Genomic DNA, 13,802 nt, shown 5'->3' on the forward strand with positions numbered 1-13,802 from the left:
CATTTTACCGAACCAAATGCCTTGTGCAATGTGAAGCCGGAGGATCGAAATCGTGCCATTCGTCACCCTAGGCGGCACCACGCTGCACCACCGATATGTCGAGGCGAACGGCAAGGCGTCTCCGGTCGTGTTCATCAATTCGCTCGGTACCGACTTCCGCATCTGGGACGATGTGGCCGCGCGTCTGGCCGGCGAAATGCCTCTGCTTGTCTATGACAAGCGCGGCCACGGCCTCTCCGGTAACGGCAGCGGCGTGCGCTCCATCGACGACCATGCCGATGATTTGGGCGCGCTCATCGATCATTTTGGTTTCAGCAGGGTTGTTCTGGTCGGCCTGTCGGTCGGCGGCATGGTCGCGCAACGGCTCTACGCCCGCCGGCCCGAGATCGTCCGGGCACTGGTCCTCAGCGACACGGCCCACAAGATCGGCACCGCCGAGAGCTGGAACGGCCGCATTGCGACCGTCGAACGCGAGGGCATCGAGGCGATCGCCGACGGCGTGATGAAAGTGTGGTTCACGCCGGATTTCCATGCCGCGCGCGCAGCCGACCTTTCCGGCTGCCGCAACATGCTGGTCAGGCAGCCGCTGCCCGGCTATATCGGCACCTGCATGGCGGTCCGCGATGCCGACTTCACCGAGACGGCGCGCCGCATCGCGGTGCCGACGCTGTGCATGGCCGGCGACCAGGACGGCTCGACGCCTCCCGACCTCGTCCGCTCACTCGCCGCTCTGATCCCCGGCGCGCGTTTCGAGATCATCGGCAGCGCCGGACATATTCCCTGCATCGAACAGCCTGAGGCAATGGTCGCGCTGATCCGCGACTTTGTCGCATCGCTTGCCCCTGGAGCAGAAACCCATGGATGAAGTCCCCGGCAACACAGCCAGATATCGTACCGGACTCGCGGTACGGCGCTCGGTCCTTGGCGATCCGCATGTCGATCGTGCCGAGACTGGCGCCACCGATTTCGACCAGCCGTTCCAGGAACTGATAACCGAAGCCGCCTGGGGAACCGTCTGGGCGCGGCCTGGCTTCAGCAAGCGCGAACGTTCGATCGTCACGCTGGCGCTGCTGGCAGCCCTTGGCCATGATGAGGAAGTGGCCTTGCATGTGCGCGCCACCGCCAACACCGGCGCCTCGCGCGAGGATATTTGCGAGGCGTTCCTGCATGTCGCCATTTATGCCGGCGTGCCGGCAGCCAACCGCGCCTTCAGGATCGCCAAGGAGGTGTTCTCGGAAATGGATGGAGCCAGGAATGTCCGCTGATCCCGGTTCGAACCGGAGGCCCGAGGCCGGCGCGTTCTTCCAGCGCGACCGCACGTGGCATCCGCCGGCACTGACGCCGGGCTATAAGAGTTCGGTGTTGCGCTCGCCGCAAAAGGCGCTGCTGTCCTTCGACAACACGCTGTCGGAAATATCAGGTCCGGTCTTCGGCCATGCCATGCTGGGCGAACTCGACAACGACCTGATTCACAATTTCGCTCGACCGGGGGAGAGCGCCATCGGCGAGCGCATCATCGTCCACGGGCGCGTGCTCGACGAACGCGGCGTCGGCGTGGCCGGTGCGCTGCTCGAATTCTGGCAGGCCAATGCCGGCGGCCGCTACCGCCACAAGAAGGACGGCTATCTCGCCCCGCTCGACCCGAATTTCGGCGGCTGCGGCCGCGCCATCACGGGCGAGGACGGCTCCTATGCCTTTCGCACCGTCAAACCCGGCCCCTATCCCTGGCCGAACGGACCCAATGACTGGCGCCCCGCGCATATCCACTTCTCGGTGTTCGGCCATGGCTTCGCCCAGCGGCTGATCACGCAGATGTATTTCGAGGGCGATCCGCTGATCTGGAAATGCCCGATCGTGCGCGGCATCGCCGACAGGGCGGCCATCGAAGCTTTGACGGCGCTCCTCGATACGCAGGCGACGATCCCGATGGATGCGCTTGCCTACAAGTTCGACATCGTGCTGCGCGGACGCCGCTCCTCGCTGTTCGAGAACCGGCTGGAGGGCAATTGATGGCCCAGTCGCTCGATCGCCTGAAGGAGAGTCCGTCGCAGACCGCCGGGCCTTACGTCCACATAGGGCTGACACCCAATTTCTGCGGCATCGCCGGCGTCTACGCGAGCGATCTTGGCGCGACAATGGTCAATGATCGGACCAAGGGCGAACGGATAAAGCTCAACATCCGCGTGCTCGACGGCACCGGCACGCCGCTAAAGGACGCGCTGGTCGAGATATGGCAGGCCGATGCGGCCGGGCTCTACAATTCGCCCGCCGAGATGCGCGGCGCCGCCGATCCGAATTTCCTCGGCTGGGGCCGCTGTCCGACCGACATGGAAACCGGCCTCTGCGTCTTCGAGACGATCAAGCCCGGCCGCGTGCCGTTCCGCGACGGTCGCCTGATGGCGCCGCACATCACGCTCTGGATCGTTGCGCGCGGCATCAATCTCGGCCTCCACACCAGGCTCTATTTCTCCGACGAGGAGAAGGCCAATGGCGAGGATCCGATCCTGGCGCGCATCGAGCATCGTGTGCGCGTGCCGACCCTGGTCGCCGAGCGCCAGGGCGACGACTACGTCTTCGATGTCCATCTCCAGGGGGAGAAGGAAACGGTCTTCTTCGACAGCTAGGCGACCATGACATGACCGTATCGCCCTTCGACCATCCGCTGCTTTCCGGCCTGCTCGGCGACGAGGGCGCGGCGCGGTGTTTTTCGCTGGAGGCCGACATTGCCGCCATGCTCGCCTTCGAGCGCGCGCTGATCGAGGCCGAAGCCGAATGCGGTGTCGTTCCCGGTGAAGCAGCAGCCGCGATCGTCAAGGCGCTTGCGTCGTTCCGGCCGGATACCGGCAAGCTGCGCGCCGGCGTCGCCAGGGATGGCGTCGTGGTGCCGGAGCTGGTGCGTCAGATCAAGGCGGCGGTTGGCGACGAGCATGGCGGCTTCGTTCATTTCGGCGCCACCAGTCAGGACGTCATCGACACCAGTCTTGTGCTCCGTCTGAAATCCGCCGTCGAGCATCTCGGCCTGCTGCTCACCGAGACCATCATACGGTTCGCCTTTCTCGCGGAGCGTTTCGGGGGTCGGGCGCTGACCGGGGTGACCCGCATGCAACCAGCGATCCCGATCACCGTGGCGGATCGTGTCAGCGCCTGGCGGGCGCCGCTGCAGCGGCATCAGGCGAGGCTGTCTGAACAGTCGGAACGCCTGCTGGTGATCCAATTCGGCGGTGCTGCCGGTACGCTGGAAAAGCTTGGCGACCGAGGGTTCGCGGTACGCGCGGCACTCGCCGCGAAACTTGGTCTTGCCGACGCGCCGCAATGGCATAGCCAGCGCGACGCGCTCGCCGATTTCGCCGGATGGCTGTCGCTCGTGACTGGCAGCCTCGGCAAGTTCGGCCAGGACATCGCGCTGATGGCGCAGGGCGGCGCAGGCATCGCATTGTCGGGCGGCGGCGGCTCGTCGGCCATGCCGCACAAGCAGAATCCGGTGAAGGCAGAGGCGCTGGTGGCGCTGGCCCGCTTCAACGCAACGCAGCTCTCCGGCATGCATCAGGCGCTGGTGCACGAGCAGGAGCGCTCGGGCGCTGCCTGGACCCTGGAGTGGCTGTTGCTGCCGCAGGTGGTCGTCGCCACCACGGCGTCGTTGCGCCTCGCCGCCGAACTCATCGCGCAGATCGAAAGTCTCGGTCACTGATGCGCACGCAGATCGTCATCGTCGGGTCGGGGCCTTCCGGCCTGCTGCTCGGCCAGTTGCTCGCCGCCATCGGCGTCGAGACCGTGATCCTCGAGCGATCGAGCCGCGAGCATGTGCTTGGCCGTGTGCGCGCCGGCGTGCTCGAACAGGGCACGGTCGACCTGCTTGGCGCGGCAGGCGCGGCGGATCGCCTGCATGCGGAAGGCCTGCCGCACTCCGGCATCTCGCTCGCCTTCGGCGGACAGTTGCGCCGTATCGATCTCACGGCGCTCACCGGGGGCAAGCATGTCACGGTCTACGGCCAGACCGAAGTGACGCACGATCTCATGGACAAGCGCGAAGCGGCCGGGCTGACCACGGTCTACGAGGCGGCCGATGTCGCGCTGCACGATTTCGACGGCACAGCTCCGTTCGTCACCTATGACAAGGACGGCATCCCCCACCGCATCGATTGCGACTTCATAGCCGGTTGCGATGGCTATCATGGCGTCAGTCGAAAGTCGGTGCCGGAGGGCTCGCTGAGAACCTTCGAGCGGCAGTATCCGTTCGGCTGGCTCGGCGTGCTCGCCGAAGTGCCGCCGGCCGATCACGAACTGGTCTACGCCAACCATGAGCGCGGCTTCGCGCTCTGCTCGATGCGCTCGACCCACCGCAGCCGCTACTATGTCCAGTGCCCGCAGGACGATCGTGTCGAGGCATGGTCCGACGACCGTTTCTGGGATGAGCTGCGCCGCCGGCTGCCTGACCAGATCGCGGCGAGCGTCACCACCGGTCCGTCCTTCGAAAAATCCATCGCGCCGCTGCGCTCCTTCGTCGCCGAGCCGATGCGCTTCGGCCGGCTGTTCCTGGTCGGCGACGCCGCCCACATCGTGCCGCCGACCGGCGCCAAGGGTCTCAACCTCGCCGCCAGCGATGTGCGCTATCTCTTCAGCGGGCTTCGGGACTTCTACGCCGAGAAATCGCATGCAGGCATCGACGCCTATTCGCAGAAAGCGCTGGCGCGGGTGTGGAAGGCGGTGCGCTTTTCCTGGTGGATGACGACCATGATGCATCGCTTCCCCGACACCGGCGACTTCGGCCAGCGCATCCAGGAGGCCGAACTAGACTATCTCGTGCATTCACGCGCGGCCTCGGCCGCGCTTGCCGAGAATTATGTCGGCTTGCCCTATTAGAGCCTGTTCCATCCCGATGGATCGGGATGGGCTCTATCTCAGTTTGAGCATGATCTTGTCCGAAAACCGGTATCCACTTTTCGGGATCATGCTTTGGCTATCCCTTGATCGCCGAGCCGACGATGGAATCGACGAAGAAGCGTTGCAGGAAAACGAACAGGATGAGCGGCGGCAGCACCGCAAGCGTGGCGCCGGCCATCACCAGGCCGGTATTCATCGCCCCCCTGTTGTAGCTGAGCAGCCGGCTCAGGCTGATGACGATCGGATAGGCGTCGGCATTGCCCTGCAGCACGGTCAGCGGCCACAGATAGCTGTTCCAGTGATAGACGAAGGCGAACAGCGCCAGCGCCGCGATCGCGGGCGCCACGCTCGGCGCCACGATCTTGTAGAGGATCAGCAGTTCGGAGGCGCCGTCCATGCGCGCGGCGTCGATCAGGTCGTCGGGCACGCCTGCTATGAACTGGCGCATCAGGAAGATGCCGAACGCATTGGCGAGATTGGGCACGATGATGCCGGCGAGGCTGGCATTGAGGCCGATCGAGCCGACCAGGCGATAGAGCGGGATCAGCGTCACGATCGGCGGCAGGAACATGGCGGCGATCAGCACCGAGAACAGAAGCGAGCGGCCGGGGAAATGGTATTTGGCGAAGGCGTAGCCGGCCATCATGCTGGTGACGAGAATGCCGGTGGTGGTGATCGACGCGATGACCAGCGAATTCCACATCGAGCGGCCGACATTGACCACCCCCGAGACTTTCTCGTAGGCGTCGAGACCTGGCGTGCGGGGAATCCACACCGGCGGCACCTGCATGCTCTCGGCCGGCGTCTTGAGGCTGGACAGCACCATCCACACCAGCGGAAAGGCCGATGCCACGGCGACGACCAGCATCAATGTGGCGAGCAGCGCCTTGCGGCCGGATGGCCGCTTGCGCGGCAGGCGGCTTGAGGAGCCGGCGCTCATTCCTGGTCCTTCCGATTGGCGAGTGCGAAGAGTGCGCAGACGACGACGATCAGCGACAGCATCAGCATGACGGCCATGGCCGACCCCAGCCCGCCCTGCGCCCGTTCGATACCGACGCGGCGGATGTGGTAGGTCAAGACATTGGTCGAGCCGACCGGCCCGCCCTGCGTGATCAGTGCCACCGGCTCGAACACCTGCACGGCGTTGATGATGGCGATGACGGCGCTGAACAAAAGCGTGCGTCGCATCAGCGGCAGGGTTATGAAACGGAATTGCTCGAAGCGGTTGGCGCCATCGAGTCTGGCCGCCTCGTAGAGGCTGCCGGGGATCTGTGTCAGCCCGGCGATCGCCAGCACGGTGAAATAACCGACCTGTTGCCAGACATTGAGGACGACGATCGAAATCAGCGCCGAGCGCGGCGACGACAGCCACGGCTGCGGCCCAATGCCGACCAGACCGAGCATCTGGTTGAACGGCCCCTCGCTCGGCGAATAGAGCTTCGACCAGACCAGCGCCACCGCGATCATCGGCACCATGTAGGTGGAGAACAGCACGGTGCGCAGTGCCGTGCCGCCGGCCACGTCATCTTGATAGACCATCAGCCCGAAAGCCACCGACAACGGCAGGATGAGGATGACCGACAGCGCGGTATAGATCGCGGTGTTGACGAGCGCGCCCTTGAAGTCGCGTCCAACCGAGGTCGGTCCAAAGATTTCGCGGAAATTGTCGAGGCCGATGAAGGACGCGCTGGCAAACGGCGTCTGCGTCGACCAGTCCTGGAAGGACAACCAGACGGTGAGCAGCATCGGCAAAAGGATGAAGATGCCGATCAGCGTCACGGCGGGCGTAAGCATGATGCCCGCCGAGGCACGGTACCTCTGGATCATTATTTGGCGGCGCGCTCCAGGATCGATGCGGCGTCGGCCTGGGCCGTCGCCCGCGCATCCTTGGCCGAGACCTGGCCATACTGCAACGCCTCCAGCGTCTGCTGCAGGGATTCGGAGAATTCCTGTCCGCCCAGCACGACCGGGAAGGGCTTTGCGTCGGCGAGCACGCTGACATAGCCGGACAGGAATTCGGAGCCGAGCTTGTCCTTGTGCGCCTCGATGTCGGAGCTGCGCGATGGCAGGATGCCCATCGACATCAATATGTCCGACATGGCGGAAGCGCCGTTCTTGCCGGATTTCGGATTGTTGAGCCAGGCGAGGAAATCCCAGGCGGCCTTCTGCTCGGCTTCTCCTGCATTGGCGTTGACCACGGTCATCCAGGAATAGGAGATCGAATGGGGCTTGTCGCCGCTCGGGCCGACCGGGATGGGGGCCGTGGCGATGTCGGCGAACTTGTCGCCCATGCCGGTCTTCAGCGCGCTCTCCCACCAATTGGCCATGATGATCATGCCGGTCTTGCCGGAGACGAAATTGTCGAGGAACGGCCCGGTGGTGTTGGCGTCCGCCGTCGCCATCGCCGGCACGCTGGCGCCGGACTTGATGAGATCTTCATAAAGCTGGAACGCCTCGCCGGCCTGCTTGCTGTCCAGAGCCGGCTTGCCGTCCTTGACCAACTCGCCGCCATTGGAAACCAGCAGCGAGGCGAAGGGATGGACGACGCCCGCCGCCCAGGAATTGATCATGCCGAAGCCCTGCTGGCCGGCCTCCTTGTTGGTCAGCTTCTTGGCCGCGTCCCTGAATTCGTCCCAGGTCTTGGGCGGAGCCGCGATGCCGGCCTCTCTGAACAGCGCCTTGTTGTAGTTGAGCGCGTAGACATCGATCTCGTTGGGAATACCGTAGAGCTTGCCGCCCACCGAAGCGGCGCTGACGACACCCGCGGGCCAGCCGCCCTTGACCTCATCAGCCACCGCGTTGGGCGCGGGCGCCACCAGCTTGTCGCGGGCGAGTTCCGGCAGCCAGAGGTCATAGATGCCGCCGATCGTCGGCCCGTCCGCGCCGCCGCCCTGGGAGCGGAGCGTGGTCAGGAGATCGCCGAAGGGAACGGCGCGCACGGTGACGCTGACGTCGGGATTGGTCTTGGCGTAATCCTTGGCCGCTGCTTCCAGCAGCGACACCGTCTCGGGCGACCAGTGCGTCAGGTAGGAGATGTTGACCGATTGCGCCCAGCCGCTGGCGGGCAGGATGGCAAGGCCGGCGGCCAGTGCCAGTTTCGACGTCCAGGCAAACGACATCCTCATCCTCCACTTGAGCATAGCGATCACGATGACGTTATGACAACATCAAGCGACGATGCAAGGCCCAGTTTGGCAAAAAGCTGGATGAAGGGTCTATGGAAATTTTCTCGTGGATATCGATTGAAATAAATTTATATTTCAAAACATAATGTTGAGCCGTTTTCTTGAATCGTGTTGCTCGACGGTTCTGCTCCGGTGGGAAAATGACACCTCTTGCGAATGACACTATGTCGTTATAATGACTTTAGTCGAGCGAATGACTCTCCTTGCGGCATCGGAGCGCCGCGGGACGCCAAGGACAGAGAAAAACGGGAGACTGGCAATGAGCATGCTTTCAATTCACCGGCGCGCCGCGCTTGGCCTGATCGGCGGCCTCGCCGCCGTTTGTGCCGGCATCTTCACGGCGGTGCCGGCCAGGGCCGACAGCACAGTGACGCTGTGGAGCTGGCGCACCGAGGACGAGGCGGCGATGCGCCGCATCTTCGATGCCTTCGAGGCCAAGAATCCGGACATCAAGGTCGCCATCCAGTTTACTCCGGATGCCGACTACCAGAACCGGCTGAGCACGGCGCTGCGCGGCGGGCGCGGGCCTGACATCGCCCAGCTCAAGGCCTATGGCGAATTGCAGCCCTTCGTCGATGCCGGCTATCTCGACGTGCTCGACGACAGCGTGCCGGAACTGAAGAACATGCCCGACGCCGCCCTCGGCGGCGCGCGCGGTCGTACCGACGGCAAGGTCTACGGCGTACCCTATTCGGTGCCGATGATGGGCGTGTTCTACAATCAGGACATCTTCGCCGCGCAAGGCATTGAAATTCCTAAGACCTATAAGGATTTCCTCGCCGCCTGCGACAAGCTCAAGGCGGCAGGCATCACGCCGATCGCCACTGGCGGTGCGAACGGCTCTGCCTGGGAATTGGAGATCGGCGTCGGCGTCGTCGGCCCGACCGTCTACGGCCCGGGATTCTACGACGAGATGATGACCGGCAAGGCGACCTTCGAGGACCCGCGCTATGTCGCGGCGCTGAAGCGCTTCGCAGATCTGAAGCCCTATTTCCCCGACGGTTTCGCCGGCATCGACTACACCACCGCCACGCAGCAGTTCATCGGCGGCAAGGCGGCGATGTTCCTCGGCGGCTCGTTCGAGAACGGCAGCTTCAAGGCGCAGAACCCGAAGCTGAAATTCTCGATCTTCCCGTTCCCCGCCGATGACGCCGGCGCGACGCTCTACACCTCGGCCTTCTCCGACGGCTCCTATGGTCTTGTTTCCGAAGGTCAAAACAAGGAGGCCGCGACCAAGGTGCTGAACTTCATGGCCTCGGCCGAGTTCGCGCAGATGTTCGCCGACGAGCTCGGCTGGCCGCCGGCCCGCACCGATGTCACCGTGAAGGACCCGGTGCTGTCGGAGATGATGGCGATGGCGAAGAACTCGACGCCGTATTTGACGCTGGTCGGCTTCCGCTGGCAGTCGCCGACAGCGTCCTCGGTGCTGCAGTCCGAGATCATCGACATGGTCGAAGGCAACATAGCGCCGGAGAAGCTCGCCGCCGACATGCAGGCCGCCGTCGCCACCTGGTTCAAGCCCAAGCAGTAACAGCCGGGCCGGACAGAACAACGCATGGCCACCCACCGCCGCACCAGCAGCCTGAAGCGCACGCAACAGCGCATGGCCGTGCTTTTCATCCTGCCGGCGCTGGCGGTCTACGCGCTGTTCGTCCTCTATCCCCTGGCGATGTCTTTGTGGGGCAGCTTCTTCCTCTGGAAGGGGCTGCGCATGACCGAATTCGCCGGCCTTTCGAATTTCGCGCGGCTGTTCGTCTTCCCGAGCGATGCGCGGCTCTACGGTGCGCTCTGGCACAACACCGCCTGGTTCTTCGGCATCATGGTCTTCCAGAACGGCATCGGCCTTTTGTTCGCCTGGTTGCTGTTCCTGCGCGACAGGGGCGCCGCCTTCTTCCAGTCGGTGTTCTTCTTCCCGGCGGTGCTGAGCCCGGTCATCGTCGGCGCGCTCTGGCGCCTGCTGCTGGCGCCGGGCGGCGTTGTCGAATGGGCGCTGAACGGGATCGGCCTGCATCAGGGCAGCCTGACCGTGCTCGGCAGCAGCCACACCGCGCTCGGCGTGCTGATCGCCGTTGACGCCTGGAACTGGATGGGACTGCCGGTGCTGATTTACACGGCCGGCCTCAGGCAGATTTCCAGCCAGATATTCGAGGCCGCCAGGCTCGACGGCGCCGGCAATGCGCGCATGCTGTTCTCCGTCGCTTTGCCTTTGTTGATGCCGGCGCTGGGCACGCTGACCACGCTGTCCTTCATCAACACCTTCAACCAGTTCGACATCGTCTATGTCATGCAAGGCGTGCAAGGCAATCCGAGCTATTCGACCGACACGCTGGTGACCTATTTCTACCGGCTGGCCTTCGGCGCGGAAGGGGCCGTCGGCATCACCGATATCGGCCTGGCGCTGGCGCTCGGCACCTTGCTGTTCCTGATCCTCAGTGTCGGCACGTTGTTGGTGCTGCGCTTCTTCGATCGCCGCACGGTGGAGCTATGAGCGCGCTGGCGATGTCCCGCGGTCCGGCGATCTCGCGGCGGCTCGCGCGGCTGCCGGGCTGGACCGTGCTGTGCCTGTGGACGGCGGCGGTTCTCCTGCCGCTCTATATCCTCGTCGTCTCCTGCTTCAAAACGACCGCCGAGATCTACGACAACCGGCTTGGCCTGCCGGCACGCTGGGCCTTCGACAATTTCATCAATGCCTGGACGCGCGCCGACCTCGGCCACAACTTCCTCAACAGCCTGATCGTCACCGGCGGCGCGGTCATCCTCACCATCGTCGTCTCGGCCATGGCCGCCTATCCGCTCAGCCGCTACCGCCTTGGCTGGAACGCCATCATGCTCGGCCTGTTCCTGTCGGGCATCATGCTGCCCATTAGGCTGGCCTCTGTCGAACTGTTCACGCTGATGCGCAATCTCGGCCTGCTCGATTCGCTGACCGGCCTGATCCTCGTCTATTCGGCGATCCGCATCCCCTTCGCCGTCTTCATCTTCGCCAATTTCATGCGCGTCTTGCCCTCCGAACTCGACGAGGCGGCGCGCATGGACGGCGCCGGCGAGGTCCGCATCCTGTTCCAGATCATCCTGCCGATGGTGAAGCCGGCGGTGTCGATCGTCGCGATCTTCACCGCCATTGCCGTGTGGAACGACTTCTTCTTCCCGCTGATCTTCATCTTCGACGACCGCTACAAGACCGTGCCGCTGGCGATCAGCGTCTTCGTCGGCCAGTTTCGCACCGACTGGGGCCTGGTCTTCGCCTCGCTTGCGATCTCCATGGCGCCGATCCTGATCATGTATTGTCTGCTCGCCCGCCAGATTCGCGAGGGTGTCGGCGCCCAGGGAGGCATGAAATGATCGAGGACCGGATCTACGCCGCCAAGTCCATCCTGGTGGTCGGGGCACACGCCTTCGATGCCGAAGTGATCGCCGGACCGCTTGCTGCCTCCGCCGTGAAGCGCGGCGCCTCGGTGACCTTCCTGCATCTGACCATGGGCGAGCAGGGGCATCCCTGCCTGATCCCCGCGCACTATTGCGTCCAGAAGGAAGAGGAAGCGGGCAGGGCGGCCGAACGGCTCGGCGTTACGGTGCGCAGCCTTGGCCTGCGCGACGCCTTCCTGCCCTCGGACGACGAGACGGCGCTCGAGGTTTGCGACGTCATTCGCGAGCTCAAACCCGAGATCGTCATCACCCATTGGCATGGCAGCTGGCACAAGGACCATCGCGCCGCCGCGCATCTGACGCAGACCGGCATCTTCTTCGCCGCGCTGCCGACCGTTGCCAGCGACTATGCCGCGCACACGCCGCAATTGCTGCTGTTCGGTGAGAACTGGGAGGACGATGACGGCTTTCGCCCGGAACATCTCGTCGATGTCAGCGACGGGTTCGAGGCCTGGAGCGAAGCGGTCAAGGAATATGAGCTGGCGCGCGGGCTGAGCAGCTTCCCCTATGTCGACTATTACAACGCGCTCTACCGGCTGCGCGGCTGCCTGCGCGGCACGCGCCATGCGCAGGCCTTCGCGGCGGCGTCGCATTCATGGAATGCCGGCAGCGGCCTGTTCGCGCCGCCAGCCAGCCGGGGGCGCGGCCGATGACGCGGGTTCTGGCCATCGATCTCGGCGGCACCAATCTGCGTGCCGCGATCTTCACCGGCGACGTTGGCGCGCTCGATGTGTTGAGCCTCGAACCGGCACCCGCAAGCCTTGATGCCTTCGTCGACCGCATCCAGGCGCTGCGCGCCGAGGCCGGAGCGGTCGAAGCGCTCGGCCTCGCGGTGCCCGGGCTCGTCGAAGGTGCCGTTTGCCGCTGGATTCCAAACCTGCCTTTCCTCGACGGCGTCGACCTCCAGGCGCTGTTTGCGGACCTGCCAGTCGCGCTCGGCAATGACGCGCAGATCGCCCTGCTGGCGGAAGCCGCGGAGGGCAGCGCGAAGGGTATGTCGGACGCGATCCTGCTTGCGATCGGCACCGGCATCGGTTCGGCGGTGCTGGCCAATGGCCGCATCGTCGCCGGCGCACATGGCGGCGCCTGCTCGTTCGGCTGGGCCTGCGCCGACATCAAGGACCATGGCGAGGAACGCAGCGGCTGGCTGGAGCGCATGGCGTCGGGACGGGCGCTCGATGCACTCGCCGGCGAGATCGGTCTTGCCGATGGCCGCCAACTGGTCGCCGCCGCCCAGGCGGGAGAACTCGCCGCTCAGACCTTGCTTGAAGTACCGGCGCGCCGGCTGGGCACGGCGCTTGCCGGGGCCGTGGCGTTGCTCGATCCGCAGGCGGTTCTGATGTCGGGAGGGCTGGCCGAGGCGCTGGACGTGATGCGGCCACCGCTGCTCGCCGCACTGCGGCGCCAGTTGCCGCCGCATCTGCGCGGCATCGAGATCCAGTCCGGCCGGTTTGGTCCCGGCGCCGGTCTTGTCGGCGCGGCGCTGGCTGGTCGCGCGGGGAAAGAGTGGAGACAGGTGCGATGAGCCAAGCGAGCTTTCAGCAACCCGACCGCAGACGGCCGGAGCCACTCTGGTACCAGGTCGAGGAGGCGATCCGCGCCATCGTCAAGAGCGGTGAATGGGCGACCGGCGACCAGATGCCGGCCGAGGACAGGCTGTGCGCTCTGTTCGGCGTCAGCCGCATCACGCTGCGCCACGCCTTGCGCAATCTGGAGGAAGGCGGGCTGCTCAGGCGCGAGCATGGCCGCGGCACCTTCGTGCGCTCCACCACGCTGGTCGCCGGAACGCGCGAGCTGACCAGCTTCACCCAGGAAATGGGCAATATGGGTGTCGTCGCCGGCTCGCGCCTGCTCGACTGCAGCCTGAACACGGCCAATGCGGCGGCGGCCGGCGCGCTGGAGATCGAGGAGGGGGACCCGGTGGTGCGCATCCGGCGGCTCAGATTGGGCAACAACGAGCCCATCGGCATCCAGACGGCACAGCTTTCGGCGGCACGCGTGCCGGGTTTCCTCGATGCCGGCTTGCTGCAGGGCTCGCTCTATGAGGCGCTGGAGCGCCATTACGGCATCGTGCCGGTCGCCGCGCGCGAGAACTACCGCGTCGGTGCCGTCGGCGCGGCGGATGCCGAACTGCTCGACCTGCCCGCCGGCAGCCCCGCCTTCATCGTCGAGCGCATCACCACCGACGAGCGCGGCCCGTTCGAATTCACCGTCTCCATCATGCGCGGCGACCGCTACGAAATCCGCTCGACGCTGCGCGCCGGACGCGTGCCGGCGAATCCGCGAAGCTGATCCACCATCCCAAGCAGA

The 13,802-nt window shown here is 65.1% G+C and carries 15 protein-coding genes; 12 read left to right on the top strand and 3 right to left on the bottom strand.

The window, feature by feature from the left end; translation table 11 throughout:
- Positions 1-52: 52 nt before the first annotated feature.
- Genes pcaD through pobA form a run of 6 tightly spaced genes read left to right on the top strand, consistent with a single transcriptional unit; the run spans position 53 to position 4,860 of the window.
- Complete coding sequence (pcaD, locus tag FJ967_RS05575) at positions 53-865, top strand: 3-oxoadipate enol-lactonase (RefSeq protein WP_140730691.1); 813 nt, start codon at positions 53-55, stop codon at positions 863-865.
- Positions 858-1,265: a 4-carboxymuconolactone decarboxylase gene (pcaC, locus tag FJ967_RS05580; RefSeq protein ID WP_140730692.1), complete on the top strand. Its 408-nt coding sequence runs from the start codon at positions 858-860 to the stop codon at positions 1,263-1,265. The genes pcaD and pcaC overlap by 8 nt, the downstream gene beginning before the upstream one ends.
- On the top strand, positions 1,255-2,010 hold the full coding sequence (gene pcaH / locus FJ967_RS05585) for a protocatechuate 3,4-dioxygenase subunit beta (protein ID WP_140730693.1): 756 nt from the start codon (positions 1,255-1,257) through the stop codon (positions 2,008-2,010). Before pcaC ends, pcaH begins: the two co-directional genes overlap by 11 nt.
- On the top strand, positions 2,010-2,624 hold the full coding sequence (pcaG, locus tag FJ967_RS05590) for a protocatechuate 3,4-dioxygenase subunit alpha (RefSeq protein ID WP_140730694.1): 615 nt from the start codon (positions 2,010-2,012) through the stop codon (positions 2,622-2,624). Before pcaH ends, pcaG begins: the two co-directional genes overlap by 1 nt.
- Positions 2,625-2,635: 11 nt before the next feature.
- Positions 2,636-3,688 (top strand): 3-carboxy-cis,cis-muconate cycloisomerase, encoded by a 1,053-nt coding sequence (locus tag FJ967_RS05595; protein ID WP_140730695.1) that lies wholly within the window; start codon positions 2,636-2,638, stop codon positions 3,686-3,688.
- Complete coding sequence (gene pobA, locus FJ967_RS05600) at positions 3,688-4,860, top strand: 4-hydroxybenzoate 3-monooxygenase (protein ID WP_140730696.1); 1,173 nt, start codon at positions 3,688-3,690, stop codon at positions 4,858-4,860. Before FJ967_RS05595 ends, pobA begins: the two co-directional genes overlap by 1 nt.
- 97 nt (positions 4,861-4,957) lie before the next feature.
- Here pobA and FJ967_RS05605 read toward each other — a convergent pair whose 3' ends face one another.
- The 3 genes from FJ967_RS05605 to FJ967_RS05615 are packed head-to-tail and all read right to left on the bottom strand — an operon-like array spanning position 4,958 to position 8,000.
- On the bottom strand, positions 4,958-5,821 hold the full coding sequence (locus FJ967_RS05605) for a carbohydrate ABC transporter permease (RefSeq protein ID WP_140730697.1): 864 nt from the start codon (positions 5,819-5,821) through the stop codon (positions 4,958-4,960).
- Positions 5,818-6,708, bottom strand: coding sequence for a sugar ABC transporter permease (locus FJ967_RS05610; protein WP_140730698.1), 891 nt, complete (start codon positions 6,706-6,708; stop codon positions 5,818-5,820). The genes FJ967_RS05605 and FJ967_RS05610 overlap by 4 nt, the downstream gene beginning before the upstream one ends.
- Positions 6,708-8,000 carry a sugar ABC transporter substrate-binding protein gene (locus FJ967_RS05615; RefSeq protein ID WP_140730699.1) on the bottom strand — a complete coding sequence of 431 codons (1,293 nt, stop codon included), beginning with the start codon at positions 7,998-8,000 and terminating at the stop codon, positions 6,708-6,710. Before FJ967_RS05615 ends, FJ967_RS05610 begins: the two co-directional genes overlap by 1 nt.
- Before the next feature lie 325 nt (positions 8,001-8,325).
- Between FJ967_RS05615 and FJ967_RS05620 the strand changes: the two genes are divergently transcribed.
- Genes FJ967_RS05620 through FJ967_RS05645 form a run of 6 tightly spaced genes read left to right on the top strand, consistent with a single transcriptional unit; the run spans position 8,326 to position 13,784 of the window.
- Positions 8,326-9,597 carry an extracellular solute-binding protein gene (locus FJ967_RS05620; RefSeq protein ID WP_140730700.1) on the top strand — a complete coding sequence of 424 codons (1,272 nt, stop codon included), beginning with the start codon at positions 8,326-8,328 and terminating at the stop codon, positions 9,595-9,597.
- A gap of 24 nt (positions 9,598-9,621) precedes the next feature.
- Positions 9,622-10,554: a sugar ABC transporter permease gene (locus FJ967_RS05625; RefSeq protein WP_140730701.1), complete on the top strand. Its 933-nt coding sequence runs from the start codon at positions 9,622-9,624 to the stop codon at positions 10,552-10,554.
- The gene (locus FJ967_RS05630) at positions 10,551-11,408 is read left to right on the top strand and encodes a carbohydrate ABC transporter permease (RefSeq protein WP_140730702.1); all 858 of its coding nucleotides are present in this window, start codon (positions 10,551-10,553) and stop codon (positions 11,406-11,408) included. Before FJ967_RS05625 ends, FJ967_RS05630 begins: the two co-directional genes overlap by 4 nt.
- Positions 11,405-12,145 carry a PIG-L family deacetylase gene (locus tag FJ967_RS05635; RefSeq protein ID WP_140730703.1) on the top strand — a complete coding sequence of 247 codons (741 nt, stop codon included), beginning with the start codon at positions 11,405-11,407 and terminating at the stop codon, positions 12,143-12,145. The genes FJ967_RS05630 and FJ967_RS05635 overlap by 4 nt, the downstream gene beginning before the upstream one ends.
- Entirely contained in the window at positions 12,142-13,017 is an 876-nt protein-coding gene (locus FJ967_RS05640; RefSeq protein ID WP_140730704.1) for an ROK family protein, read from the top strand. Before FJ967_RS05635 ends, FJ967_RS05640 begins: the two co-directional genes overlap by 4 nt.
- A complete protein-coding gene (locus FJ967_RS05645) occupies positions 13,014-13,784 on the top strand; it encodes a GntR family transcriptional regulator (RefSeq protein ID WP_140730705.1) in 771 nt (256 codons plus the stop codon). The genes FJ967_RS05640 and FJ967_RS05645 overlap by 4 nt, the downstream gene beginning before the upstream one ends.
- The last annotated feature ends 18 nt before the right edge of the window (positions 13,785-13,802 follow it).

It is taken from the genome of Mesorhizobium sp. B2-3-4, assembly GCF_006442315.1.
Classification (GTDB): domain Bacteria; phylum Pseudomonadota; class Alphaproteobacteria; order Rhizobiales; family Rhizobiaceae; genus Mesorhizobium.